24 protein-coding genes are annotated in these 25,508 nt (G+C 71.8%); 11 read left to right on the top strand and 13 right to left on the bottom strand.

The features are described from left to right. Nucleotides 1-75: 75 nt before the first annotated feature. The 5 genes from AAH991_RS16525 to AAH991_RS16545 form a co-directional block, all read right to left on the bottom strand. Nucleotides 76-1,056, bottom strand: a complete 981-nt coding sequence (locus tag AAH991_RS16525) for an aldo/keto reductase (RefSeq protein WP_346226709.1) — start codon at nucleotides 1,054-1,056, stop codon at nucleotides 76-78. Continuing rightward, nucleotides 1,053-1,430, bottom strand: coding sequence for a MerR family transcriptional regulator (locus AAH991_RS16530; RefSeq protein ID WP_346226710.1), 378 nt, complete (start codon nucleotides 1,428-1,430; stop codon nucleotides 1,053-1,055). Before AAH991_RS16530 ends, AAH991_RS16525 begins: the two co-directional genes overlap by 4 nt. An 81-nt stretch (nucleotides 1,431-1,511) precedes the next feature. After that, on the bottom strand, nucleotides 1,512-3,584 hold the full coding sequence (locus AAH991_RS16535; protein WP_346226711.1) for a cellulose binding domain-containing protein: 2,073 nt from the start codon (nucleotides 3,582-3,584) through the stop codon (nucleotides 1,512-1,514). A 235-nt stretch (nucleotides 3,585-3,819) separates the two neighbouring features. Then, nucleotides 3,820-4,632 (bottom strand): class I SAM-dependent methyltransferase, encoded by an 813-nt coding sequence (locus AAH991_RS16540; protein WP_346226712.1) that lies wholly within the window; start codon nucleotides 4,630-4,632, stop codon nucleotides 3,820-3,822. Nucleotides 4,633-4,641: 9 nt separating this feature from the next. Continuing rightward, the gene (locus AAH991_RS16545) at nucleotides 4,642-5,097 is read right to left on the bottom strand and encodes a GbsR/MarR family transcriptional regulator (RefSeq protein WP_346226713.1); all 456 of its coding nucleotides are present in this window, start codon (nucleotides 5,095-5,097) and stop codon (nucleotides 4,642-4,644) included. Nucleotides 5,098-5,230: 133 nt separating this feature from the next. Here AAH991_RS16545 and AAH991_RS16550 point away from each other — a divergent pair, with 133 nt between their 5' ends. After that, nucleotides 5,231-5,710 (top strand): pyridoxamine 5'-phosphate oxidase family protein, encoded by a 480-nt coding sequence (locus AAH991_RS16550; RefSeq protein ID WP_346226714.1) that lies wholly within the window; start codon nucleotides 5,231-5,233, stop codon nucleotides 5,708-5,710. Nucleotides 5,711-5,750: 40 nt separating this feature from the next. Here the strand turns inward: AAH991_RS16550 and AAH991_RS16555 are convergent, their stop codons facing one another. The 3 genes from AAH991_RS16555 to AAH991_RS16565 form a co-directional block, all read right to left on the bottom strand. Further along, on the bottom strand, nucleotides 5,751-6,176 hold the full coding sequence (locus AAH991_RS16555; RefSeq protein WP_346226715.1) for a hypothetical protein: 426 nt from the start codon (nucleotides 6,174-6,176) through the stop codon (nucleotides 5,751-5,753). 179 nt (nucleotides 6,177-6,355) lie between these two features. Beyond that, entirely contained in the window at nucleotides 6,356-7,129 is a 774-nt protein-coding gene (locus AAH991_RS16560) for an SDR family NAD(P)-dependent oxidoreductase (RefSeq protein ID WP_346226716.1), read from the bottom strand. Nucleotides 7,130-7,181: 52 nt separating this feature from the next. Then, on the bottom strand, nucleotides 7,182-7,784 hold the full coding sequence (locus AAH991_RS16565) for a MarR family winged helix-turn-helix transcriptional regulator (protein ID WP_346226717.1): 603 nt from the start codon (nucleotides 7,782-7,784) through the stop codon (nucleotides 7,182-7,184). A 112-nt stretch (nucleotides 7,785-7,896) separates the two neighbouring features. Between AAH991_RS16565 and AAH991_RS16570 the strand changes: the two genes are divergently transcribed. Together AAH991_RS16570 and AAH991_RS16575 are read left to right on the top strand one after the other, a co-directional pair. Next, nucleotides 7,897-11,169, top strand: coding sequence for an efflux RND transporter permease subunit (locus tag AAH991_RS16570; RefSeq protein ID WP_346226718.1), 3,273 nt, complete (start codon nucleotides 7,897-7,899; stop codon nucleotides 11,167-11,169). Between the two features lie 145 nt (nucleotides 11,170-11,314). Further along, nucleotides 11,315-12,340, top strand: coding sequence for a hypothetical protein (locus AAH991_RS16575; RefSeq protein WP_346226719.1), 1,026 nt, complete (start codon nucleotides 11,315-11,317; stop codon nucleotides 12,338-12,340). A gap of 80 nt (nucleotides 12,341-12,420) precedes the next feature. Here the strand turns inward: AAH991_RS16575 and AAH991_RS16580 are convergent, their stop codons facing one another. Then, complete coding sequence (locus AAH991_RS16580) at nucleotides 12,421-13,077, bottom strand: YdeI/OmpD-associated family protein (protein ID WP_346226720.1); 657 nt, start codon at nucleotides 13,075-13,077, stop codon at nucleotides 12,421-12,423. 63 nt (nucleotides 13,078-13,140) lie between these two features. On the opposite strand from AAH991_RS16580, the gene AAH991_RS16585 reads away from it, so the two are divergent. The 5 genes from AAH991_RS16585 to AAH991_RS16605 all read left to right on the top strand — a co-directional run bounded on the left by AAH991_RS16585 (nucleotide 13,141) and on the right by AAH991_RS16605 (nucleotide 18,476). Continuing rightward, complete coding sequence (locus AAH991_RS16585) at nucleotides 13,141-14,091, top strand: helix-turn-helix transcriptional regulator (RefSeq protein WP_346226721.1); 951 nt, start codon at nucleotides 13,141-13,143, stop codon at nucleotides 14,089-14,091. A gap of 170 nt (nucleotides 14,092-14,261) precedes the next feature. Then, nucleotides 14,262-14,891, top strand: coding sequence for an ArsR/SmtB family transcription factor (locus tag AAH991_RS16590; protein ID WP_346226722.1), 630 nt, complete (start codon nucleotides 14,262-14,264; stop codon nucleotides 14,889-14,891). Continuing rightward, nucleotides 14,888-16,213, top strand: a complete 1,326-nt coding sequence (locus AAH991_RS16595; RefSeq protein WP_346226723.1) for an MFS transporter — start codon at nucleotides 14,888-14,890, stop codon at nucleotides 16,211-16,213. Before AAH991_RS16590 ends, AAH991_RS16595 begins: the two co-directional genes overlap by 4 nt. Nucleotides 16,214-16,289: 76 nt before the next feature. Beyond that, a complete protein-coding gene (gene purB, locus AAH991_RS16600) occupies nucleotides 16,290-17,717 on the top strand; it encodes an adenylosuccinate lyase (protein ID WP_346226724.1) in 1,428 nt (475 codons plus the stop codon). Between the two features lie 9 nt (nucleotides 17,718-17,726). Further along, nucleotides 17,727-18,476 carry a GNAT family N-acetyltransferase gene (locus AAH991_RS16605; protein WP_346226725.1) on the top strand — a complete coding sequence of 250 codons (750 nt, stop codon included), beginning with the start codon at nucleotides 17,727-17,729 and terminating at the stop codon, nucleotides 18,474-18,476. A 40-nt stretch (nucleotides 18,477-18,516) separates the two neighbouring features. On the opposite strand, the gene AAH991_RS16610 is transcribed toward AAH991_RS16605, so the two are convergent. Together AAH991_RS16610 and AAH991_RS16615 are read right to left on the bottom strand one after the other, a co-directional pair. Continuing rightward, nucleotides 18,517-19,557 (bottom strand): NAD(P)-dependent alcohol dehydrogenase, encoded by a 1,041-nt coding sequence (locus tag AAH991_RS16610; protein ID WP_346226726.1) that lies wholly within the window; start codon nucleotides 19,555-19,557, stop codon nucleotides 18,517-18,519. A gap of 341 nt (nucleotides 19,558-19,898) precedes the next feature. Then, a complete protein-coding gene (locus tag AAH991_RS16615) occupies nucleotides 19,899-20,663 on the bottom strand; it encodes an HAD family hydrolase (protein WP_346226727.1) in 765 nt (254 codons plus the stop codon). Nucleotides 20,664-20,761: 98 nt separating this feature from the next. Here AAH991_RS16615 and AAH991_RS16620 point away from each other — a divergent pair, with 98 nt between their 5' ends. Then, nucleotides 20,762-21,163 carry a metalloregulator ArsR/SmtB family transcription factor gene (locus tag AAH991_RS16620; protein WP_346226728.1) on the top strand — a complete coding sequence of 134 codons (402 nt, stop codon included), beginning with the start codon at nucleotides 20,762-20,764 and terminating at the stop codon, nucleotides 21,161-21,163. Beyond that, complete coding sequence (locus AAH991_RS16625; RefSeq protein ID WP_346226729.1) at nucleotides 21,160-21,606, top strand: SRPBCC family protein; 447 nt, start codon at nucleotides 21,160-21,162, stop codon at nucleotides 21,604-21,606. Before AAH991_RS16620 ends, AAH991_RS16625 begins: the two co-directional genes overlap by 4 nt. Nucleotides 21,607-21,712: 106 nt before the next feature. Here the strand turns inward: AAH991_RS16625 and abc-f are convergent, their stop codons facing one another. Further along, nucleotides 21,713-23,407, bottom strand: a complete 1,695-nt coding sequence (gene abc-f / locus AAH991_RS16630; protein ID WP_428833997.1) for a ribosomal protection-like ABC-F family protein — start codon at nucleotides 23,405-23,407, stop codon at nucleotides 21,713-21,715. A 413-nt stretch (nucleotides 23,408-23,820) separates the two neighbouring features. Here abc-f and AAH991_RS16635 point away from each other — a divergent pair, with 413 nt between their 5' ends. Then, nucleotides 23,821-24,657 carry an MBL fold metallo-hydrolase gene (locus AAH991_RS16635; RefSeq protein ID WP_346226731.1) on the top strand — a complete coding sequence of 279 codons (837 nt, stop codon included), beginning with the start codon at nucleotides 23,821-23,823 and terminating at the stop codon, nucleotides 24,655-24,657. Between the two features lie 24 nt (nucleotides 24,658-24,681). On the opposite strand, the gene AAH991_RS16640 is transcribed toward AAH991_RS16635, so the two are convergent. After that, complete coding sequence (locus tag AAH991_RS16640) at nucleotides 24,682-25,440, bottom strand: MerR family transcriptional regulator (protein WP_346226732.1); 759 nt, start codon at nucleotides 25,438-25,440, stop codon at nucleotides 24,682-24,684. Between the last annotated feature and the right edge of the window lie 68 nt (nucleotides 25,441-25,508).

Here is a 25,508-nt window from a genome sequence, read left to right on the forward strand (position 1 = left end):
TTGATCGGAAAACAATGATCAATTCCGAAAACCCGACGCCCCGAAGGGGCTCGGCGGCGCCTTCGGGGCGTTCGGTCAGTGGTTGACGGTGGTCATCCCGGCCGGGTTGTAGCGGTCGCCGGCGACCTGAGCGGCGAGGGAGTCGAGCGCGTCGAGGTGGCCGGCCTCGAACCGGACGTCCAGGGCGGCGGCGTTCTCCTCGAGCCGCGCGACCCGCTTGGTGCCGGGGATCGGGACGACGTCGTCTCCGCCCCGGGTCAGCACCCAGGCGAGCGCCACCTGTGCCGGGGTCGTGCCGAGCGCGGCCGCGATCTCGCCGACCTTGGCCGCCAGGGCCTGGTTGGCGGCGAAGTTGCCGCCCTGCCAGCGGGGGTTGTGGTGCCGGAAGTCGTCGGCGGACAGTTCCCCGGTGCTCGTGAACGCCCCGGTCAGCAGGCCGCGGCCGAGAGGGCTGTAGGCGACCAGGCCGATGCCGAGCTCCCGGAGCGTGGGCAGCAGCTCGCTTTCGATGTCGCGGGTGAACAGGGAGTACTCGTACTGCCCGGCGGTGACCGGGTGGACGGCGTGCGCGCGGCGCACGGTGGCGGGCGCGGCCTCGGAGATGCCCAGATGGCGCACCTTGCCCGCCTCGACCAGCTCCTTCATCGCGCCCCAGGTCTCCTCGACGGGAACGCCGGGGTCGACGCGGTGCTGGTAGAACAGGTCGATGTGGTCGACGCCCAGGCGTTCGAGCGAGGCGTCGCAGGAGCGGCGCACGTAGTCGGGCCGGCCGTTGACGCCCACGCGGGTGCCGTCGGGCAGCCGCTCGATGCCGAACTTGGTGGCCAGCACGACCTGGTCGCGCCGGTCCGCGACGGCCTTGCCGACGAGCCTCTCGTTGGTGAACGGCCCGTACGCGTCGGAGGTGTCGAGGAGGGTGATCCCCAGGTCGAGGGCGCGGTGGAGGGTCCTGATCGACTCGGACTCGTCGCCCGGGCCGTAGAAGTCGCTCATCCCCATGCAGCCCAGACCGAGCGCGGAGGTGCGAAGGCCCTGGCCGAGCGTGTGCTGCTTCATTGTTCTCCCGTGATTCTGCGGCGGTAGAGGTCGATCTTGTGGTCGACGACCTCGAGATCGCGTCGGAGCTGCTCGATTCTGGCGATCACGTCGGCCCGGTGGGCCTCGAGCAGCTCCTTGCGGGCCACGTAGGTGTCCTGGCCCCTGCGGGCGAGTTCGGCGTACCGGCGCATGGCGGCGATGGGCATGCCGCTCGCCCGCAGGCGGGTGAGCAGCGCGATCCAGTCGGTGTCCCGCTCGGTGTAGCGCCGGTGGCCGTTGTCACCGCGCGGCGGCGGCTCCAGCAGGAGCCCGGCGCGCTCGTAGTAGCGCAGCGTGTGGGCGGTGAGGCCGGTACGCTGCGCCACCTGCGCGATGGTCATCCCCTCGTCCATGGGGACCAGTCTGGGAGTTGGAGCGCGCTCCAAGTCAAGCTGGACATCACGGCAAGCCGGACATCACTGCCAAGCCGGAGATCACTCCGCGGTGCAGAGGGCGCCGTTGAGCGTGAAGGCGGCCGGCAGCACGTTGGGGCCGCTGTAGGCGCCGACGAAGCCGACGGAGGTGCTCGCGCCGGGTGCGAGCTTGCCGTTGTCCGGAGTGCTGGTGACGGTCACGGAGGTCCCGTTCTGGGTCCAGTTGCCACTCCATCCGCTGCTGACGCTCTGCCATGCGGTGGGCCAGGTGAAGTGGAGCGTCCAGCCGTCGACGGCGGCGGTGCCGGTGTTGGTGATGTCGACGCTGCCGACGTATCCGTTGCCCCAGTCGTTGGTGTCCCTCAGGCGTACCGAGCAGGAGCTCTTGGCGGGTGTGCCGGTGGTGAAGGTGAGCGGCGGCGAGGCCCAGGAGACGCGGCCCGCGGTGTCGCGGGCGATCACGTTGACGGTGTAGCGGGTGCCGGGCACGAGGTTGCGGACCGTTAAGGAGGTGCCGGGGGTCTCGCCGAGCTGTTCGGTGACGGCGCCCTTCTGACGGTGGATCTCGTACTTGGCGACGGGGCTCGCCCCGGGCGCGGCGACGGGCCAGGAGATGGTGGCGGTCTTGTCGGTGACGTCGCTCGCGGTGGGCTGCCCGGGGGCGGCGGGGGCGCCGGTGGTGGCGGCGGCGGGGTTCAGCACCAGCGTGGTCAGCGAGTACGGCGGGAGGGTCTGGGTGGTCGCGGTGCCGCCGTGGCCGGTGCTGACGGACGTCGCGCCGTTGGTGAGGGTCTGCACCGTGGGCGCCTCGGCGGCGGGGGTGAACCCGTCGTAGCCGATTTTCACCTGGTGCTCGCCGTCGGGGTCGCGGTTGATCAGCAGGACGGCGAGGTCGCCGTTGGTGCGGCGGACGGCGTGCGCGGCGACCAGCGGCTCGTCGGTGGCCGCGCGGACGAACCGGTCGCCGGGGCGGGCGAACGCGCTGACCATGGAGATCGCGTGGTAGGGCGCGAAGGGCGTGTTGAAGGGAGGTTCGCAGACGTCGCCCGTGCAGCCGGCGCTGGACAGCATGCCGAAGTCGCCGTAGTCGGTGTGGCCGGCGACGGTGCTGATGGTGCCGATCCCGTTGTGGACGTTCCACCAGTCGACGGTGAAGACGCCCTGCTCCATGAGACCCGCGTAGGCGTCGGCGGCGAACAGCGCGGCGGGCTGGGTGTTGTACGCGATCCCGCTGTTGATCTCGGTCATGGCGATGCCGATGTCAGCGGCGCGGGCGCCCGCGTGCTTGGCGATCTGCCCGCGCACCAGGTGGATCATGTCGGGGATGTGGGCGGTCTTGGTGAGGACGTCGGCCACGTCGTTGTGCGGGGGATACCAGTGCAGGATGACGAAGTCGATCTTCGAGGCGGCGATCGAAAGGACGGTGTCGTTCCAGGTGGCCTGGTCGCCCGCGGCGACGATGCCGTCGGGCCAGTTGGCGGGGGCGGTGAGCACGGCGCCGATCTTGATGGTCGGGTCGACGGCCTTCATCGCGTCGGAGTACGCCACGACGTTCCTGGCGTACTCGGCCGGGCTCTTGTCGGCGTGGTCGTCGGCCTCCCAGTCGGCGCCGTAGTGGCCGTTGCCGTAGTTCTCGTTGCCGATCTCCCAGTATTTGACGCCGTACTTCTTGGTGACGTTGGCGTACTCGACCCAGTCGGCGGCCTCCTGGGCGCTGCCGGTGCCGTAGTTGGCGATGATGATCGGCTGCGCGCCGGTGCGCTTGGCTCCGCTCATGAAGGTGTCGAAGTCGGTGCCGGGGGCGACGTAGCCGCCGGGCGCGGTGTGGGTCTTCCAGTGGTAGATGTCGGCGTAGGACCCGCCCGGGTAGCGGAGCATCTTCACCCCGGCGGCCTTGAGGAGGTCGGCCGTCTCGTTCGTGCCGAGGTTGCTGTCCCAGATCGCGTGGTTGGCGCCCACGGCGGTGTCGGACGCGGTGGCCAGGCCCGCGCGGGTGTTGACGGTGACGCTGACAGGTGCGGTGTCGGCGGGGGTGTCGGCGGACGCGGCGGGTACGCCGGTGAGGAGCTGGGCGGCCACCGCTGCGCCCGTGAGGAGTGCGAGGGCCGGCCTGGCGATGCGCAGGGTGCTCATTACGTTCCTTTTCTGGAGGATCTTGCCGTGCGATCGTGATCAGGACGTCTTAAACGGTCAAGCGGGCGCCTGCGGATACGGCCGTGAGCTGCGGCGGAGTTAGGCGGGTCGTGCAACTTTCACAGGGCAGGTCAGCAGAGGGCTGCTCGCCGGCCGATGTGGTGAAGCCGCGGCAGGCGGCGGCGCGTTCACAAGCTGGAGAGCGCCGCTTGTCGCAACCGCCGCCCGCACGGGCTCAGAAGCGGTAGCGGAGAACGCGTGCCCCTTGCCGGGACAAGGCCGTGCTGCGGGCGGTGAGACGGGTCAGCGCGCGCAGGGGTTGCGGGAACCGGGCTGTCTCCGGTGCGCGGGTGAGGATCTGCTCCTCGATCAGTTCGAGGCCGGCGTCCCAGGACTCCGGTTCGTGCGGGTCGTCGAAGCCCTGGGCGGCTTTGATGCCGAGCGCCTTGATGGTCGGGTGGTACTTCATGGCCCAGGCCGCGAAGCGGGTGTAGCCGTTGAGCGCGAGCTCGCCCGAAGGGAAATGGCCGGCCAGCGCGCGGGTCATCGTCTGGAAGGAGTCGCCGGGCATGAAGGGGAGCAGCCCCTCGGCGACGATCATCGCCGGCCGGTCGCCGGGGATGGCTGTGAGCCAGTCGGAGCTGGTGAGGTCGGCTCCGACCAGGTGGGAACGGCCGGGCAGGCAGTCGGCCCGCAGGTGCACCACTTCCGGGAAGTCGATGTCGTACCAGTCGACGCCGGGCGGGGGATCGCAGCGGAACATCCTGGTGTCCAGGCCGCAGCCCAGGTCGAGCACCACGCATCCGGGATGAGCGGCGATGTAGGCGCGGACGACGTCGTCGAGCTTCTTGGCGCGCAGTGCCGTGGTGAGGACAAGGTTGGGCTTGACCTTCAGCTTGCCGAAGTCGTAGTCGATGGTGCCTGCCAGGTCGGCGGAGAGCGTATCGCCGAGGATCGGGCTGGGCTGCGCGGCGTCCAGGGCTCTGGCGTGGAGAGTGAGCAGCAGCGTTTCCTGGATCAGCCCGAGTTCGGGTTGCCGGCGGTGCATGGGGATTCCTTAACGGCGTAGCGGGTGGCGGGCCGCGAGATTCTGCAGCCACGTCAGGGAGTCGTGGGCGGCCTTGATGCGCTCGGTGCGGTGTCCCTCGCCGCCCACGATGCCGAGCCCTTCGTCGGCGATCTCGCCGAACGCGCTCAGGCTTTCGAGCTTGCGCTGGATGACCTTCTGCCAGGCGTCGTCTTCGATGCGGTAGTAGGAGGTGCGATCCCCGGGCCTTCTCACCTTCTTGACCAGGCCGATGGCCGTGAGGAAGCGCATGTTCGAGGTGAGCGAGGCCCGGCTGGCCTGGATGACCTCCGCGATCTGGCCGGCGGACTGCTCGGCCGGATCGCAGATCATGAGCCAGCCGAGGATGCGTCCGGTGATGGGCGGCAGCCCCCACTCCTCGACGCAGAAGGCTGCCACCCGTTCCACCCAGCGGAGCAGCCGGTCCTGCTGTTCCTCAGTGCTCATCGCCCCATCCTCCGTCGGCGCACGTGGTCCATGGCCTTGGTGGCTAGTCATTTCAAACATGACTGAAATACGTAGCAAAGTCAATCTGGAAGGCCGTCAGCGAAATGTCGGCGGCGGTTGGCAGGATCACGGCATGGCTTCCTGGCGTGAGATAGAGAAGGAGATCCCCGAGCTGGCCGCCCGTGTGCTGGCGAGCATGGGGAAGGGCAAGCACAAGACGATGGCGACGCTGCGACGGGACGGCTCGCCGCGCATCAGCGGGACCGAGGTGGATTTCCGGGACGGCGAGGTCTGGCTGGGGTCCATGCCGGGCGCGATGAAGGCCCTCGACCTGCGGCGCGACCCCCGGGTGGCGATCCACAGCCCGTCCGACGATCCGGACGAGGCGAACCCGGGCGCCTGGAGCGGCGACGCCAAGCTGGCCGGCCGCGCCGCCGAGGTCACCGATCCGGCCGTGCGTGAGGCGTTCGGCGTGCCGCAGGGGGAGGCATCTCACCTGTTCCGCGTCGACCTGACCGAGGTGGTCTTCACGCGCGTCGACGAGGCGGGGGAGCACCTGGTGATCGAGATGTGGCACGAGGGCTCCGGCCACCGGGTGGTCCGACGCCGCTGACCGCCGCCGGCCACCGCTGACCGGGCGGCCGGTGGGGCCGTCACTTCCGCATGCGGACCGGCATGTTCTGGCCGAGCAGGCAGCTGTCCGGCTGTGATCCGCAGAAGGCCGACTGCACCTCGAAACCGCCCTGGTCGGTGATGGCCTGCTGAGCCTGCCCCTTGACGAAGGTGGGGCTGATGACGCCGTTCAGGCTCTGGTTGTGACGGCCCTGGCCCGACCGGCCCTGCTCGCCGCCCGCGCGCCCTCCTGCGATCACCTGACCGCCGCCCCCACCCGGACGGGGGTCGCGGAGGGCTGTGGGCGCGTGAGGCGGACGGTGCGGGGCGACGCGGGCGATCGCGGGCTGCGCGGCCGCGATCCCCACCGCCGTGAGCACGAGCGCGGCCATGGTCAGCCGCCGGGTCGCGGTGGCCGTCGCGACGACGTCGGTGTGGCGCGGGTCGCGCGCGCGGGAGCGGGACATGTCGGTGTGTGCCTTCCTGTTCCTGACCGGCGTTCGCTGTCGCATCTCCGGTGCCGCCGGGACGTGAGGCACATACCCGTCCGGGTGGCGGCCGCGGCGGTGCTGGTCAAGATCGGCACAGGTCATTGCCGGTCCTTTGGCCTGGTCAGCGGCCGCTTCGCCCGGCGGCGGAAGCACGCCTAGTGGACGCTGAAGCCTCCGTCGACGCAGATGGCCTGGCCGGTGACGTACGCCGAGGAGTCGGAGGCGAGGAAGACGGCCAGGCCGCGGAAGTCGTCGGGGAGGCCGTTGCGCCCGGTCATGGAGCGGGCGGCCATCTGCTCGACCCGGCCGGGGACGGCCTGCGCGGGTTCGGTCAGCGGGGTCAGGACGAAGCCGGGGATGATCGTGTTGCTGGTGACGCCGTGGGCCGACCACGCCTCGGCCTGGGAACGGGTCAGCCCGCAGACGGCGGCCTTGGCGACGCCGTACACGCCGCTGTCGCCGAAGGCGCTGATGGACTGCTGGGAGCCGATGTTGATGATCCGGCCCCGGCCGCGGGCGGCCATGCGGGGGCCGAAGTGCTGCCCCAGCAGGAACGGCGCGGTGAGGTTGACGGCGATGGTCTGGTCGTAGTCGTCGGCGCTCAGTTCGGCCATGGGTCTGCGGATGTTGTTGGCGGCGTCGTTGACGAGGATGTCGATCGCGCCGAAGAACCCGTCCGCCTCGTCGCACACGCGGGCGACGCCGGCGCGGTCGCCGAGGTCGGCGCTGATCGCCGCCGCGCGCACGCCGTGGCCTTCGAGCCTGCCGACGGCCTCGGCGAGCTCCCCGGGCCGCCGGGCGACCAGGACGACGGAGGCGCCGGCGCGTCCGAGCGCCTCGGCGATGGCGTATCCGATGCCGGAGCTGCCTCCGGTGACCAGGGCGACCCGGCCGGTGAGCGCGAACAGTTCCTCGATGTAGGTCGGCATACCGCCGCAAGGTAGCAGTGGGCCCGGCCGGGACCGGGGCCGGGAGACGGGGTCAGGCGGTGCCGGCGTCGTCGGCGTGCATCTCGCGCATGGCGTCCTCGATCTTGCGCATCACCGTCTCCATGGTGCGCAGGGTCTCGGTGTCGAGATGCCGCAGGAGGCGGATGTAGCCGCCGGTCCCGGCCTCGATGATCTCGGTGGTCAGGTGCCGCCCGGCCTCGGTGAGCTCGACGCGGCGTACGCGGCGGTCGTGGGGGTCCTCGTGGCGGGAGGCCAGGCCCTGGGCGACGACCCGGTCGACGATGCCGGTGACGGTGGCCAGGCCGACGCCGAGGTGGCGGGCGAGCTCCTGCCCGGAGGTGGGCCCGGCGAACGACAGGAACATGACGACTTTGAGCTGCTGCATCGTGAGGGTGGAGGCCAGCAGCGGCATCGAGCGGTCGCGGGCGAAGAACCGTCCCATGCTGCGCTGCAGCTCCGCCAGGCGGGCGATGAGGCAGCCGCGCTCGGCGTCCTCCTCTGGGGCCGGTGATGGGGCCGGTGAAGGGGCTGGTGCAGGGGTCGGGGCCGCCGGAGGGGTGGCGGGGTCGTGGTGCGGGCGGGGGGCGGCCGCCGCGCCGGTTCCGGTGCGCCGCTCGGCTGGGCTGTCGTTCACTGTCACCTCTCGAGGGGAGAGGTTACCAGCCGTTAATGCAACAGCTGAATGTTCGGATAGTGCGAAGTGTTAGGGTTGGCCGAACACTCTTCCCCCGATGTCAGGAGCTCGGATGACCTCCTTGGCCAGGCTGAGCCTTGCCAACCGCACTCTCGTGATCATGATCGCGGTGGTGCTCGCGGGTTTCGGCTTGTTCGCGATCCCCTCGCTGAAGCAACAGCTCTTCCCGTCGCTGGAGTTCCCGGCGGCGTTCACGGTGGCGACGTATCCCGGTGCCGCTCCGGAGATCGTGGAGGAGCAGGTCACCAAGCCGATCGAGAGCGCGTTCCAGGGTATCGCCGGTGTCACCGACATCACCTCCACCTCGCGTGAGGGGATGTCGCAGGTGCAGGTGGCCTACGAGTTCGGCACCGACATCGACCAGATGGTCGGGAAGATGCAGCAGGCCGTGAGCCGGATCAAGGCGCAGCTTCCGGCCGACGTCGATCCGCAGGTGGTGGCGGGCAGCACCGACGACATCCCGGTCATGGCGATCGCGGTGGGCGACGGCGGCGACGAGCACGCCATGGTCGACAAGATCGAGAAGATCATGGTGCCGGAGCTGCAGTCGATCGAGGGCGTGCGCGACGTGACCGTCAGCGGCGCCCGTGAGCAGCGGGTCGTCATCACCCCCGACCAGGGCAGGCTCGCCCTGCTGGGGCTGTCGGCCGCGGCCATCCCCGACCTCCTGCGGGCCAACGGGGTGTCCATCCCGGCCGGCACCCTGGCCGAGGACGGCAAGTCGCTGACCGTGCAGATCGGTGACCCGGTGCGTACGGTGAAGGACCTCGAGAACCTCTACCTGACCCCCGCCGCCGCGCCCGCGGCGGGCCAGGGCGCCGCCGCCGGGCAGCGCGGCGGCGCGGGCGCGGGCCAGAGTGCGGGGCAGAGTGCGGGGCAGGGCGCGGGGCAGGGCGCGGCAGGACAGGCGGCGCAGGCGCGGGCCGCCGCGGCCCGGCCGAAGCCGGTCAAGCTCGGCTCCGTGGCCGACATCAAGGTCGAGGACGCCGTCGCGACCACGCTCACCCGGACCAACGGCACCCCGACCCTGGGCGTGTCGGTCACGATGGTGCCCGACGGCAACGCCGTGCAGATCTCCCACGACGTGAACGACGCCCTGCCGGACCTGACCCGCGCCCTCGGCGACACCGCCGAGCTGACGGTGGTGTTCGACCAGGCGCCGTACGTCGAGCGGTCCATCGAGGACCTCACGACCGAGGGGCTGCTGGGCCTGGCGTTCGCCGTGCTCGTCATCCTGGTGTTCCTGCTCTCGGTCCGCTCGACCCTGGTCACGGCGGTGTCGATCCCGATGTCGGTGGTGATCGCGCTGATCGCGCTGTGGATCGGCGACTACTCGCTGAACCTGCTGACGCTGGGGGCGCTGACGATCGCCGTGGGCCGGGTGGTCGACGACTCGATCGTGGTGCTGGAGAACATCAAGCGCCATCTCGCCTACGGCGAGGAGAAGCGGCGGGCGATCCTCACGGCCGTGCGCGAGGTGTCCGGCGCGGTGACCGCTTCCACGCTCACCACGGTGGCGGTGTTCCTGCCGATCGCCTTCGTCGGCGGAATGGTGGGGCAGTTGTTCAGCCCGTTCGCGATCACGGTGACCGTGGCGCTGCTGGCGTCGCTGCTGGTCTCTCTGACCGTCATCCCGGTGCTGGCGTACTGGTTCCTGAAGGCGCCGGCGCTCACGCCGCAGGAGGCGCAGGCCGTACGCGAGGACGCCGAGCGCAGGGAGCTGCGCAGCCCGCTGCAGCGGATCTACCTGCCGGTGCTGCGTTTCGCGACCCGGCGGCGTCTGGTCACGGTGCTGATCGGGGTGGTGGTGTTCGCGGCCACGATGGCGCTGGCGCCGAATCTGAAGACGAACTTCCTCGACAACTCGGGCAACGACACCACGCAGATCAGTCAGCGGATGCCGGCCGGGACCGACCTGGCGACCACCGACGCGGCGGCCAAGAAGATCGAGGAGGTGCTGGCGGCCGACGGGGGCGTGAAGTCCTATCAGGTGACGGTCGGCGGCGGGAACCGCTTCCTCGGGGGGCTCGGCGGCGCCGCCGACCGGGCGTCGTTCTCGGTGACGCTGAAGGAGGGCGTGGACACGTCCGCCCTGGAGGAGCGGCTCCGGGAGCGGCTGAAGGGCCTGACGGGGGTCGGCGACGTCACGGTCGGCGGCAACGGCGGCGGGTTCAACTCCGACCAGGTGCAGGTCATCGTGCAGGGCTCGGACCAGGCCGCGTTGAAGACGGCGGCCACCGCGGTACGCGACGCGATGGCCGGGGTGGACGGGCTGCGGGACGTCGCCTCCAACCTGGAGGACAGCGTTCCCCGGGTCGAGGTGCACGTGGATCGGGAGAAGGCCGCCGCCCGGGGCCTGACCGAGGCCGGGATCGGGCAGCTGGTCGCGCAGGCGTTCCGCGGCGCGCCGGTCGGCTCGATCGACGTCGACGGCCGCTCCAGCGACGTGATCCTGCGGGCCGGCGGTGACGCGCCGGAGGACGTCGCGGCGATCGGGAAGCTCGCGATTCCCACGGCGGCGGGCCTGGTGAAGCTCGGTGACGTCGCCGACGTGGTGAAGGCCGACGGGCCGACCCAGATCACCCGTCAGGACGGCGACCGCACCGCGACGGTGTCGGGCACCGCCGACGCCTCCGATCTGGGGGCGATCACCGCGAAGGTCACCGACACGCTGAAGACGCTGACGCTGCCGGCGGGGGTGACGTACAAGATCGGTGGCGCGAGCTCCGACCAGCAGGAGGCGTTCGCCGATCTGGGGCTGGCCATGCTGCTCGCGGTGGCGATCGTCTTCATGATCATGGTGGCGACGTTCCGCAGCCTGGTGCAGCCGCTGATCCTGCTGGTGTCGATCCCGTTCGCGGCGACCGGCGCGATCGGGCTGCTGCTGGCCACCGACACGGCGCTCGGCGTGCCCGCCCTGATCGGCATGCTGATGCTGATCGGCATCGTCGTCACCAACGCGATCGTGCTGATCGACCTGATCAACCAGTACCGCGAGCAGGGGCTGGGCGTGGTGGAGGCGGTCGTGGAGGGCGGCCGGCGGCGGCTTCGCCCCATCCTGATGACCGCGATCGCGACGATCTGCGCGCTCACCCCGATGGCACTGGGCGTGACCGGTTCCGGTGGGTTCATCTCCCAGCCGCTGGCCATCGTCGTGATCGGCGGCCTGATCTCCTCGACGCTGCTCACGCTGGTGCTGGTGCCGACGCTCTACACCATGGTGGAGCGGCTCAAGGAGCGCATGCGCCGTACGCCGAAGCCGCCCGCGCAGGGCGAGGGCGACCTGACCGTGTACGACAAGGAGGCCCTCGAACCGGCCAAGTGATCCCGTTCGATCGGGTGTGCCGCCCGCCGCCCGTACCGGTGATCGGTACGGGCGGCGGGCGAAGCGCGTGTCCGAGCCCGTGCGAGCCCGTGGGAGCACGGTGAATTCGGCCCCGCTCGCGGCTTCATCTGAAGATAATCGGCGGGTGTCCCCCGTTCCCGATGCCGTCACGACGAGCGACCACGGCCGGCCTGGACGGCAAAGCCGTGCCCGGGGATGTGCGCTGACCGCTCTGGCGTGGGCGCTGGGCGCGCTGGGGCTGTTGCTGTCCTTCAGCGGCTACGCGCTGTACAAGGCCCTTGTGTCCGAGGCGGATGGCGATGTGGCACGCCTCCCGGTGTGCGTAAGTTTGCTGATCGTGGCCGCGGTCCTCGTCACCGGGATTCTGCTCTTCGCCGGCAGCGGCGGCCTGTTGAAACGGGGAAGGCGGCACCGCCATCGGGTCATCCCCTCCTTCGACGAGCTCGTGGGGGAGCGCTATCTGCTCTACCTGCGGCCCTTCTTCATCGACCCCCTTATGGCCCTGCCGCCGGCCGAGGCCCCGGGCTGGCAGTCCCGCTCGCCCTTCGAGCTTCCGGGGCTCACACAGGAGGAGTTCCTGGTGCGTCAGTTCCGCGGGCTCGGCCGCATCGTCGCGATCGGGCAACCCGGCGAGCGTCTACCGGAGATCGGGGCGGAGCGCGGCTATCTGCCCGCCGCCGACGACTGGCAGGAGTCGGTGAGCAGGCTGCTGCGGGGCGCGCACGCGGTGATCATCACGGCGTCCCCGGGCCCGGGGACGATGTGGGAGTTCACCGAGGCGGTGCGCACCGTCGCACCTGCCCGGCTGCTGGTGCTCGTTTACGGCGACGAGGACTACCGCGCCTTCCGGGAGGGCGTCGCGCAGGAGTACGCGACGAGGTCGTCCGCCGAGGCGGCCGGCGCCGAGTGGCCACCGCTACCGCGATTGCCGGACATCCCGCCCGCTCCGCCCGCCAAGGGGCTCCCGTGGGACTTCCCCCTCGAAGGAATTCTGTCCTTCGACCACCGATGGCGTCCGCGGTTCACGCGATTCCCGACGGCCGTACCGCGGATGCGGCACGTCTGGACCATTCGCCGGCTGGTACGGCGCGAGCTCAAGCCGGTTCTGGACCAGGTGTCGCGGTTGCCCCCGGCGCCCTCGCTCACGTAAGTGGCCCTGATCGTCCTGAACGCGGCGCCGCATGTGCGTGTGCGTGGAGGGGCGATGCGGGGGGAGGATCGGGCCGGCGTTCAACCGCCGAGGGCGCGCTTTTGCGGGTGGATCGCCTCACCGCGGGCGAGCATGTCGACGAACTGGGTGATACGGCGGGCTCGGGTCTCGGCGCGTTTGGCGTTCGCGATCCGATAGAGGACGGCGTAGCGGTTCTGGGAGGTGAGAATGTCGAACATCGCTTGCGCCTGGGGGTTCGCGGCCAATGCGGCGGCCAGGTCGGCTGGTACCTCGATGCCGGCTTGTCCCGCGTAGGCCGTGTCCCAGCGGCCGTCGGCCTTGGCGCGTTCGACCTCGGTCATTCCGGCCGGATGCATGCGGCCCTCGCCGATCAGACGGGTGACGATGGAGACGTTCCGCGCTGACCAGGGACTCCGCCTTCCGCGAGGGGTGAAGCGCCGGCAGAAGGTGCTCTCATCCCGCCGTCGTAGCCGGCCATCGATCCAGCCGTGGCACAGCGCTTCGTCGAGCGCCTGGTCATAGGTCAGGCTGGTGGGCCGGGTCGTGTTCTGCTTGGCGAGGACCAGCCACACCCCTGCCGAGCTGTCGTGGTGCCTGCCGAGCCACTCCCGCCAGGCTCGGGCATCGGTGAGGGTCAGTTCCGGTGGTTCGTCGCTCATCGTCATGCGCCCCTGATGATCATCGAAGGCATGGAGGAGGTCGGAGTTCTCGGTCATGCCGGCGACGTTACGGCATGACCCGGTCAGAAACGGTCCTGGTTGTCGAGCAGACTGTCAGCCATGGTCAACACCTCGGCGCGGCTGCTGCGGCTGCTGTCTTTGCTGTCGACGCGGCAGTCCTGGACGTGCGCTGATCTGGCCGCCCAGCTGGAGATCACCGAACGGACGGTTCGCCGGGACATCGCCCGGCTACGTGAACTCGGCTACGGCGTCGAATCGGAGATGGGCCCTTGGGGCGGCTACCGCCTCGGGCCCGGAACCAGCATGCCGCCACTGATGCTTGACGAGGAGGAGGCCCTCGCGGTCGCTGTCGGGCTGCGCACCGCCGCCTTCAGCGGAGTCTCCGGCAGCGACCAGGCAGCCCTGTCGGCGCTGCTGAAACTCCGCCAGGTGCTGCCGGCCAGGATCGCAGGCCGGCTCGGCGAGCTGGACGCCGCGTTCACCCACACCGCACGACCCGACGACGGCCAGATCTCCCCCGCGCTGCTGCTCGGCCTGGCCACCGCGTGCCGGCGAGGCGAACGCACCCGGTTGACCTACCGTGACGGGGCCGGAACGACGTCCGCCCGACGGGTAGCCCCCTACCGGCTCATCTACACAGGCCGCCGCTGGTATCTCCTCGCCTATGACCTGACGCGGCAGGACTGGCGCACCTTCCGTACCGATCGCATCGTCGATGCCGCAGCCATCGGGCAGGCCGCTGCCCTGCCCGACCCGCCCGATCCGGAACGGATGGTCGGCACGGGCATCGCGCTGAGGCCCTACCCGGTGCGGGTGACGATCCGCCTGGCCGTACCGGCCGATGAGGCCCGCAGGCTGGTGCCGCCAACGGTCGGCGTCCACCATCCGGACGGCGATGACGCCACGATCATCGACATCGGCGGGCCTGACGCCGACGGCCTGGCCCGGTATCTGCTCAGCCTCGGCCGACCCCTCCGGATACTGCACCCGGAAGAGGTCCGCCAGGCATTCCTGGCCCGCACACGACAACTCCTCGAGGACAACCAGTAACCCGCCGCGATGCGCACCCGCGGGGGCATGGCCGTCGGCCGCGCCGGCGTCTCCCGCATCGTGGCCGCCCGGGACGTCTGGGGACGTCGGGGGACGCCGGGACGCCGTAAGGGCGGACTCAACCGCGAAGAGATGTTTGCGAAGAACTGTTTGCGGTTTATTGTGGTGGCATGCCCGATCATGCTGAGACGCCTTACTCTCCGGCCGCGCAGGACGCGGTCGTCCTGGACGCGAAGGGGCTGCGCGCGCTCGCGCATCCGGTGCGGGTGCAGGTGGTGGGCCTGCTGCGCAAGCACGGCCCGTCGACGGCCACCCGGCTCGCCGAGCTGCTGAACATCAACTCCGGCGCGGCCAGCTACCACCTGCGCCGGCTCGCCGCCGCGGGCTTCGTCGAGGAGGACACCGGGCGCGGGAACGCCCGCGAGCGCTGGTGGCGCGCGGCCCACATGTCGACCTGGCTCAACGACCCGGACCTGATCGAGCGGGAGCCCGAGGCGACGCTGGCGTACCTGCAGTCGGTCGCCGCCACCCACACCCTGCGCGTCCAGCGGGCGATCAACGAGCTCCAGACGATGCCGCCCGCGTGGCGGGACGCGACCGACATGAGCGACTGGGGGCTGCGGCTGACCCCGCAGGAGGCCACCGCCCTGCGGGAGGAGTTGTGGGCGGTCGTCACCCGGCACCGCAGGGACACCCCGGAGGCGGGTGGCGCCCCGGCGGACGCCGAACGCGTGACGGTGATCGTGCACATATTGCCCGAGCTGGACACGTCCGCCGCGCCGGAAGACGACGAGCGATGACGGGGGAGGACACGATCACCGCCGCTCCGTCCCGCGTCGGCGGGCTGCGCCCACTGGGCGGGCTGCTGGCGGCCATGGCGGTCGCGCTGACCGGCACCCGCGTGTCGGCCATCGCACTGCCGTGGTTCGTCCTGGTCACGACCGGCAGCGCCACCCAGACCGGGCTGGTGGCCTTCTGTGAGATGACTCCCTACGTGGTGGTCAAGGCGCTGACCGGGCCGCTGGTGGACCGGGCCGGACCGCGGGTGATCTCCTGGAGCACCGACGCGGCCAGCGCGGCCGCCGCCGGCGCCGTGCCCCTGCTGCACGCGACGGGCCTGCTGTCCTTCCCGGTGCTGCTCGCCCTGGTCGCGGTCATCGGCGCCGTACGCGGCCCCGGCGACCTGGCCAAGGAGATCATGGTCCCGGAGGCGGCCGAGCGCGCCGGCGTGCCGCTGGAGCGGGCCACCGGCCTGTCCGGCGTGACCGAGCGGCTGGCCTCGACCCTCGGACCGGCGGCCGGCGGCTTCATGGTGGCGTTGCTGGGACCGCTGACCGGCCTGGTCCTCAACGCCGTGTGCTTCGCCCTCGGGTCCCTGATCATCGCGCTCGCCCTGCCGCGCGGCATGGGACGCCCCGCGGAGGCGGAACGGGCTTCGCCCGCCTCCGGCTACTGGCGGCGTTTCGGCGAGGGCTTCGCCTTCCTGCGGGGGGAGCCGCTGCTGCTCACCGTCATCGTCATGGTCGGGATCACCAACCTGCTGGACGCGGCGTTCAACACCGTCCTGCTGCCCGTGTGGGCCCAGCGGTCCGGCAACGGCCCGACCGCGATCGGCCTGAGCAACGGCGTGTGGAGCGCCGCCGCGGTCGCCGGCAGCCTGGTCGCCGCGGCCGTCGCGCACCGGATGCCGCGCCGGGTGGTGTTCTTCGCGGGGTTCCTGCTCGCCGGAGCGCCGCGGTTCCTGGTCCTCGCGGCCGACGCGCCGATGTGGGTGGTCCTGGCGGTGTTCGCCGGAAGCGGGGCCGGCGGCGGCTTCCTCAACCCGATCCTGGGGGCGATCGCCTTCGAACGGGTGCCGCCCGGCCTGCGCGGCCGCGTCAACGCCCTGGGCGACTCGATGGCGTGGGCGGGCATCCCCCTCGGCGGGCTGATCGCGGGAGCGGTCGTGGTCACGTCGGGGCTCGTCCCGGCGCTGCTGATCGCCGGCGCCGCGTACTTCCTGACCACCAACCTGGCCGCGCTGCTGCCGCAGTGGCGTGAGATGGACCGCCTGCGCGGCCGGGGCGCGCGGCAGCGGGCGGCCGAGCCCGGCGCCCGGCCCGTCGGCAGCGACGTCCGGTGACGCGCCGGCGTGCGCGGATGCGTGGCCCGGCACCTGCGCACGGCCGGGCGTCGCGGGCTCAATAGACTGGGCCAACGTGAATGCCAAGCCGCGTATCCCGAATGTCCTGGCCGCCCGTTACGCCTCGCCGGAGCTGGCCCGCCTGTGGTCCCCCGAGCACAAGGTGGTGCTGGAGCGCAGGCTCTGGCTCGCCGTCGTGAAGGCCCAGGCCGACCTCGGGATCGAGGTGCCCGAGCAGGCGATCGCCGACTACGAGAAGGTCGTCGAGCAGGTCGACCTGGCCTCCATCGCCGAGCGGGAGAAGGTCACCCGGCACGACGTGAAGGCCCGCATCGAGGAGTTCAATGCCCTGGCGGGGCACGAGCACGTCCACAAGGGCATGACCTCCCGCGACCTGACCGAGAACGTCGAGCAGCTGCAGATCCGCGACAGCCTGCTGCTGGTGCGCGGCCGGGTCGTGGCGCTGCTGGCCCGCCTGGGCCGCCTGGCCGCCGAGCACTCCGCGACCGTCATGGCCGGGCGCTCGCACAACGTCGCCGCGCAGGCGACCACGCTCGGCAAGCGCTTCGCCACCGCCGCCGACGAACTGCTGGTGGCCTACGAGCGGCTGGAGGACCTGCTGGGCCGCTACCCGCTGCGCGGCGTCAAGGGCCCGGTCGGGACCGCCCAGGACATGCTCGACCTGCTCGGCGGTGAGGACCGGCTGGCCGCGCTGGAGGACCGCGTCGCCGCGCACCTCGGGTTCGCCCGTCGTTTCACCAGCGTCGGCCAGGTCTACCCCCGCTCGCTCGACTACGACGTGCTGACCGCGCTGGTGCAGCTGGCCGCCGCCCCCTCCTCCCTGGCCAAGACCATCCGCCTGATGGCCGGGCACGAGCTGGTCACCGAGGGCTTCAAGGAGGGCCAGGTCGGCTCGTCGGCGATGCCGCACAAGATGAACACCCGCTCCTGCGAGCGGGTCAACGGCCTCACCGTGATCCTGCGCGGGTACGCCTCCATGGCCGGGGAGCTCGCCGGCGACCAGTGGAACGAGGGCGACGTGTCCTGCTCGGTCGTCCGCCGGGTCGCCCTGCCCGACGCGTTCTTCGCCTTCGACGGCCTGGTGGAGACCATGCTGACCGTGCTCGACGAGTTCGGCGCGTTCCCCGCGGTCATCGAGGCCGAGCTGGGCCGCTACCTGCCGTTCCTCGCCACGACCAAGATGCTGATGGCGGCGGTGCGGGCCGGGGTGGGCCGCGAGACCGCCCACGAGATCATCAAGGAGCACGCGGTCGCCTCGGCGCTGGCCATGCGCTCGCGCGGCGCGGGAAACGAGCTGCTCGACCGGCTGGCCGCCGACGAGCGCTTCCCCCTCGGCCGGGCCGAGCTCGACGCGCTGCTGGCCGACCGTGCCTCCTTCGCCGGCGCGGCCGCCGGTCAGGTGGCGGCCGTGACCGCGCGGATCGGCGAGATCACCGCGCGCCATCCCGGCGACGCCGCCTACGTCCCGGGTGCGATCCTGTAGGGAACACCCGTGCGTGAACTGGTGAGCGAGGCCGAGGTCGTCGCCGCCTCCGGCGACGACGACCTCGTCGTCTGGGCGGCGCAGGGCATGCGGCCCGGCGTGCGCGCCTGGGCGTACGGCGACGCGGTGGCGGTGACGAGCCCTCAGGCCTCCCGGCGCGACCGCCTGGTGGTGCGGGGCGCACCCGGCCGGGTCGTCCCGCTTGTGCGGCACGCCCTCGCCCAGGCCGGGCCGTCCTACCGGCCCCTCGGCGACGCCGCGCTCATCGAAGGGGTCGCCGAGGCCGTGCCGGAGCTGAAGCTCGAGGCGCACTTCTCCTGGATGGGCACCGAGAAGCTCGCCCCGCCGCGGGAGGAGACCGCGGGCGGGGAGCGGCCGCCCGCCTGGCTGGCGGACTCCGCCGCGCCGGAGGTGACCGCCCTGCTCGCCACCGCCAGCCCCGGCTCCTACGCCGTGCCGGGGCTGCCGCGCGTACGCCGGTGGGCCGGGGTGCGGGACGGTTCGGGGGCCCTGCTGGCGGTCGCGGCCGACGCGTGGTCCGCCCCGACGGTGGGCCTGCTCGCCGGTGTCGCGACCGCCGCACCGGCGCGGGGACGCGGGCTGGGGGAGCGGGTGTGCCGGTTCGTGGCGTCCGCGCTGATCGCCGAGCACGGCCGCGCGGCGCTGATGGTGGACGACTGGAACCAGGCGGCCTTCGCCGTCTACGAACGGCTCGGCTTCGCCCGCCGCCGCGTCGCCGCCGCCGCTCTCCGCGCCTGACCGCCCGTACGGCCGAACGCGTCACGGGTAGCGCCGCTCGTCAGCCCAGGGTGGCGGTGTCGATGACGAACCGGTAGCGGACGTCGGAGGCCAGGACACGCCGGTAGGCGTCGTTGATCTGCTCCGCCGGGATCAGCTCGATGTCGGCGCCGATGCCGTGTTCCGCGCAGAAGTCGAGCATCTCCTGCGTCTGGGCGATGCCGCCGATCATCGAGCCGGCGTAGGAGCGCCGGGCGCTGATGAGGGAGAACACGTTCAGGCTCAGCGGCTCGGCGGGGGCGCCGACGTTGACCAGGGTGCCGTCGACGGCGAGCAGGCGGAGGTAGGCGTCGACGTCGATGGGAGCGCTGACCGTGTTGACGATCAGATCGAACCGGCCGGCGAGCAGCTCGAAGGTGTCGGGGTCGCTGGTGGCGTGGTAGTGGGCGGCCCCGAGCCGCAGGCCGTCCTCCTGCTTCTTCAGCGACTGCGACAGCACGGTGACCTCGGCGCCCATGGCGTGGCCGAGCTTGACGGCCATGTGGCCCAGCCCGCCGAGGCCGACGACGGCGACCTTCCTGCCCGGGCCGGCTCCCCAGCGGCGCAGTGGCGCGTAGGTGGTGATGCCGGCGCACAGCAGCGGCGCCGCGGCGGCCAGGTCGAGTCCCTCGGGCACCGACAGGACGAAGCCGGTGTCGACGACGACGTGGGTGCTGTAGCCGCCCTGGGTGATGGTGCCGTCCCGGTCCACGCCTCCGTAGGTGGGCACCGACCCGTCCGCGCAGTACTGCTCGTCGCCCCGGAGGCAGTTGGCGCACCGGCCGCAGGAGTTGACCATGCAGCCGACTCCGACGCGGTCACCGACCCGGTGCCGGGTGACGTCGGCGCCGACCTCGGCGACGATGCCGACGATCTCGTGGCCGGGAACAAGGGGATAGGCCTGGGGCCCCCACTCGCCGTTGACGGTGTGGATGTCGGAATGGCAGATGCCGGCGTACTTGATCTCGATGAGCACGTCGTCGGGGCCGACGTCACGCCGTTCGATGACCGTGGGGGTGAGCGGCTCGGCGGCGGCCGGCGCGGCATAGGCGTGTACACGCATGAAGGATCGCTCCTTGATCGGGGCCCGGTGATGTGACCGCTCCTATTGAAAACGCCGGTCAGCGCGCGGAAGAGGGCACTGCTGAAGGGCGTACTGCCAGGGCGCCCCTGTCAGGTGCGGGGCCGCCCGGTCTGGGGAGCGAGAACCACCTTAGCCAAGTCCGCGAGTTCCGGACCTCCCGGCCTGCCGGCAGGCCGGGGCCCGCCCCTTGTGCGGGCTTCGCGCGGCCCGGTACGGACGGGGCGGGCAGCGGGAGCAGCGTGCGGGCAGACGATGCCGACCCCGGGGCGGCCGTGCCCGGTCACCCTGCCGGCACGGCTCCGCCGCTCGTGCTCCGGCCGTCAGCGGGTCAGAACCGCCGCACGACCGCTGATCGTCGTTCCGATACTCCCGCGAGGCCGATTCAGGGAGGCCAGCACGCCGGGCAGAGCACGCAGCGTGGTGATCCTGGTGACGGCGGGGGAGGAGGGGCCGGGCTCGGCGCGGTACCGGTCGAGCCACACGCCGTGCATCCCGGCCCGGGCGGGGGCGACCGCGTCGAGAAGGAGGTTGTCGCCCACCATGAGCACCTCCTCGGGGGGCAGGCCCAGCTTCGCCGCCGCCTGCCGGTAGCACTCGGCGGCGGGTTTGAACGCGCCGAGCGCGTCGGGCGTCAGGACCACGTCCATGCGGTCCATCAGGCCGATGCGGCGCAGTTTCGCCTCCTGCTGCCCCGGCAGGCCGTTGGTCAGCACGCCCAGCGCCGGGGCGTCGCCGAGGGCCGCCAGCGCCCGCAGCGTCTCGTGCACGTCGGGGAAGGCGGCCCAGGCCGACTCGTAGTGGGTCAGGAAGGCGGCGAACGCCGCGTCGGGGTCGGCCGGCTGCGGCAATCCGAGCCGGCGGCAGAACTCCCGCAGCCGCCTGCGCCGCTGCTCGGCGAACGAGCACTCTCCGGCGTGCCACGCCGGCAGGTGCTTGTCCTCCAGGTCGAGCCACAGTGCCGGCGTCTCCGGCAGCAGCTCGTGACCGGGGCAGACCGACTCGGTCCAGCGGGTCGCGGCGTGCGCGACCGCCCGGCGATGGTCGAAGAGGGTCTCGTCGAGGTCGAACAGAATGGCCCTGATCACGAGTCCTCATCTTGACTGGGCCGTGTTTCCGTCGCGTTTCCTGGCTGTGAAGGCGCCGGGAGATGACAGGTAGGAAATTTCCTACCTATTATGGGCTCGTGGATGTCATCCCCGCCCCCGTGCTGCGGCCGTCACCGACGGAAGACGCCGTCTTCGCCGCGCTCGCCAGCCCCGTGCGGCGCGAGATCCTGCGCCTGCTGCGCGAGGACGGCCCCCGGTCCGTGCAGGACCTCGCCTCCCGCTTCACCATGGCCCGGCCCAGCTTCTCGGAGCACCTGCGGGTGCTGCGGCAGGCGGGCCTGGTCAGCGAACGCAGGGACGGCAGGCGCCGCCTCTACCGGCTGGAGCCCGTCCCGCTCGCCCACGTGCGCGACTGGCTGGACCCCTACGAGCGGTTCTGGCGCGACAGGCTGTCCGCCCTGCGCCATCTGCTCGACGACACCGCCGACGACACCGCCGACGACACCGGCACCCGAGCCCATTCTGAGGAGAGGCCATGACCGACGCCGACGATCCCACCGTGCTGCACCTCGACGAGTATCTGGCGCATCCGCCGGCCCGTGTGTGGCAGGCCCTGACCGACCCCGGCCTGCTCGCCCGGTGGTTCATGCCGGGGGACTTCCGCCTGAGCGTGGGCCACCGCTACACGATGCGCGGGATCGCCATGCCCGGCACCGGGTTCAGCGGCACCGTGCAGGCCGAGGTGCTGGCCTTCGAGCCCGGGCGCATGCTCCGGCTGGGCTGGCGCGACGCCGACCCCGCCAGCCCGGCCGGCGCCGACTGGACCATCACCTGGACGCTCGAACCCGAAGGCCGGGGCACCCGCCTGTTCCTCACCCACGAGGGCTTCGATCCCGGCAGCGAGTCGCAGCGCAGGGCCCGCAGCATCATGGACGGCGGATGGCGCCGCCTGATGACCGGCTCGCTCGCCGCCGTGCTGTGACACGCGTGCTGTGACGGGCGTGCTGTGACACCCCCCGCCGGAGCGTGGGCAAAGGACCGGTGACGTCACGGCGACTGCGCCCGCGCAGTCGCCGTGACCGGCCGCCTCAGAACGGATGCGCCGCGGGTCCAGCCGGCGTGGCCACGCCCGCGGCCAGTTCGAGACGGGTGCCGGTGAACCCGGCCCGCAGGCGCCGGTCGTGCGTCACCACGACCAGCGCGCCCTGGTAGAAGGCAAGCGCCTCCTCCAGTTGCTCCGTGAGCATCGGTGACAGGTGGTTGGTCGGCTCGTCGAGCAGGAGCAGGTCCACGGGCTCGCTCACCAGCCGCGCCAGCTCGATCCGGCGCCGCTGCCCGTAGGACAGCTCACGCAGGCGCAGCCCCAGGTCGGACGGCCGGAACAATCCCAGGGCGAGCAGGGCGTCCGCGTGCTCGTCCGGGCTCCCCGGACGCCCGTGCGCGTAGGCCTGCAGCACGGTCCGGTACGCCGCGCCGACCGGCCCGTCCTGCCGGAGGGCCCACCGCGTGTCGCCGGTGCCCGGTTCTTCCTGCCGGAAGAACCCGATCCGGCCGGCCCGGCGTACCACGCCCTCGTCCGGTCGCAGTTCTCCGGCCAGCACCCGCATCAGGGTGGTTTTGCCCGCCCCGTTCGGGCCGGTGACGAGCACCCGCTCACCGGCGTGGACGGTCAGGGATTCCAGGCGGAGCCTCCCGGCCACCACCACACCGTTGAGTGCGGCCACCTCGTCCCCGGCGGCGGCGCCCGCCGTCGCGGGGACGGCGGTGAAGCGCAGCGGCTCGGGCGGCGGCGCCGCCGGGTGATCGGTGAGCCACCGTAGCCGCTGCCGGGACTGCCGGATGCGGCCGGCCGCCCCGTGGGCACGTGAGCGCGCCCGCCAGGCGCCGGTGCCCATGCCCGCCTTGGCCGTCTTACGCGGGATCACGGCCAGCCGCCCCGCGTTCGCCGCAACCAGCGTGGCATGCCGGTCCAGCTCCGTCTTCCACTCCTCGTGGGCCCGTGCCTGCGCGGCGCGTTCAGCGGCCATGGCGGCGAGATAGCCGCCATACCCGTCGCCGTAGCGGCGCACCCGCCCGTCGGCCACCTCGACGATGGCGGTGGTCACCCGCTCCAAGAACATCCGGTCGTGCGTGATCACCACAAGCGTGCCCCGGTGGGCGCCCAGGCGTTGTTCGAGCCAGGCCGTGGCCTGGTCGTCCAGGTCGTTGGTCGGCTCGTCGAGCAGGAGCAGCTCGGGAGCGGACGCCAGCGTGGCGGCCAGGGCGAGCCTGGCGCGTTCGCCACCGGACAGCGTGCCCAGCCGGCGGCTCCGGCCGAGCCCGGGCAGCCCGAGCCCGTGCAGCGCCGTCTCCACCCGCAGGTCGGCCTCGTAGCCGCCGCGCGCCTCGAACTCCGCCATCAGCTCCGCGTAGGCGTCCAGGCCCGCGCGCTCCTCCGCGCCCGCGGTGCCGAGCGAGCGTTCGGCCGCTCGCATCCGGGCCTCGATCTCGCGCAGGTCGGCCAGCGCCAGATCGACGGTGTCGGCGACGGTGGCATGCGGTGGCAGCGCGAGCGACTGCGGCAGGTATCCGATGCCGCCGGGCGCGGCGACCACGAGCTCGCCGTTGTCCGGACGCTCGACGGCCGCCATGAGCTTGAGCAGCGTGGACTTGCCCGACCCGTTGTCGCCGATCACTGCGAGCCGCTCGCCGGGTTTCACGGTGAGCGACACCCGGTCCAGGACGACGCGGTTGCCGTAGCGCTTGGTGACCTCGTTGAGTGCCAGTTGGGCAGGGGTGCGCAGAGCGCCCCACCTCCTCGTGTCCGCGCGCAGACATGACCGCACACCTGATCGCCGTCCGTGCGCCTCCCGCCGGCCGGTTCGGGGCCGTGGCGCACCGCGCGAACAGGTCACGCATGCTCCGCTAATAAAGACGAGACGGTCCGTCTCGATGAGAGCGAGTATGGACTTTTGGTCGCCATTAGTCAATACGGACCGTCTCGTCTCGCTGATTGCCATACTCCTGGTCGCACCGAATGACGGAGAAGGGCACAGGAAAGATCGGGCCTGGTTCTTCCTCCTTGACAGGCATCTCGTCCCGCCGATAGTGATTGCGAAATACAATCACTGGTGGGAAGAGGAGCCGGAGCGGCGATCGTCCGAGCGGGGCGTCGCGACGCATGGCCCCGCCGCCGGGACGCGAAGGAGGCGAGCTCGTGCTGAGGCAGGTCGCGGAGGGCGTGCTGGTCCACGAGAGCGAGTTCGTGCAGAGCAACACCGTCGTGGTGCAGGGCCGGGACGGTGTGTTGCTCATCGACCCCGGGGTGACCGGCTCCGAGCTCGGCTGCCTCGCCGACGACCTCCGCGAGCTGGGCCGGCCCGTTGTGGCGGGCTTCTCGACGCATCCGCACTGGGATCACCTGCTCTGGCACGCCCGGCTCGGCGAGGCGCCCCGGTACGGCACGGCGCGCTGCGCGGCCGTCGTCCGGGAGCGGCTGCCGGACGCGGACGCGAAGGCCCGCATCGCCGCCCACCTGCTGGAGACAGAGATCGCCGGGCAGGTGCCGCTGGACCTGCTCGGCCTCATCACCGGCCTGCCCGCCGCAACCCCGCACGTCCCTTGGGAGGGCCCCGAGGTCCGGATCATCGAGCATCAGGCGCACGCACCGGGTCATGCGGCGCTGTTGATCGAGGATCGCGGGGTCCTCGTCGCCGGCGACATGCTTTCCGATGTCCTGATTCCGATGCTCGCCGTGGACGGCACCGCTGACCCGATCGGGGACTACCTCGCCGCGCTGCGGCTGCTGGAGGGCGTGGCGGGCGGCGTCGGCGTCGTCGTCCCGGGCCACGGTTCCGTCGGCGGACCCGGCCAGGCCGGGGCACGGATCGACCAGGATCGGGCGTACGTGCTCGCGGTGCGGGACGGCCACGTCCCCGCCGACCCACGGGTCGGCCCATCGGCCAGGCCCGGCTGGGAATGGGTCAGCGACGTGCACGAAGGGCAGCTCCGGCGCCTCGCCCGGACGAGCGAGCGCGACGGGACGCCCCGCTAGCGATCGCCGGCGGCCCTCCGCGCGTCAGGCGTGCCGCGCCGCGTTCGCGTGGACGGCGTCGCGCACGTAGCCGCTCAGCCCTTCGGCGACCCGCTCGTAGTTGGCCGCGAAGCGCGGGTCGGTCACGTACATCTCCCCGAGACCCTTGTGGATCTCGTAGGTGCAGTCGTAGAACCAGCGGCTGATGTGCGCCCGGTGCCGCTCGGCCACGTCCATCGCCCGTTCGCCGTCCGCCGGGACCCCCGCGGCGAAGGCCGCGGCGAACGCCTCCAGCACCTCGCCGGCCTCCGCCGTGATGGCCCGCCAGTCGTCCTTGGTGTAGCGGGCCGTGCGGCGGCGGCTCTGCTCGAAGGCGTCCGTGCCGCCCCAGCGTTCCTCCGCCTCCTCGGCGTACCGGTCGGGGTCGAAATCGCCGAACACCTCGAACCGCTCCTCCGGTGTGAGGGAAATGCCCATCTTCCTCGCCTCCATCGCGCGCTGGACCGCCGCCGCCATCTCCTCCAGCCGGCCGATCCTGCGGCGCAGCAGCTCGTGCTGGCGGCGCAGGTGGGTCAGCGGATCGGCGCCCGGATCGTCGAGGACGACGGCGATCTCCTCCAGGGAGAACCCGAGCTCCCGGTAGAACAGCACCTGCTGCAGCCGGTCGAGATCCGGCTCGGTGTAGCGGCGGTAGCCGGCCGCCGACCGCTCGCTGGGCGTCAGCAGCCCGATCTCGTCGTAGTGGTGCAGCGTCCGCACGGTCACCCCGGCGAAGCGGGCGACCTGGCCGACCGAGTAACCCACGGGTCCTCCTCCCTTCCGGATCCGAGTCTGTGGCCTCACGCGGCGTGAGGGTCAAGCGGATCACGCGT

It is taken from the genome of Microbispora sp. ZYX-F-249 (genome assembly GCF_039649665.1).
Classification (GTDB): Bacteria; Actinomycetota; Actinomycetes; order Streptosporangiales; family Streptosporangiaceae; genus Microbispora; species Microbispora maris.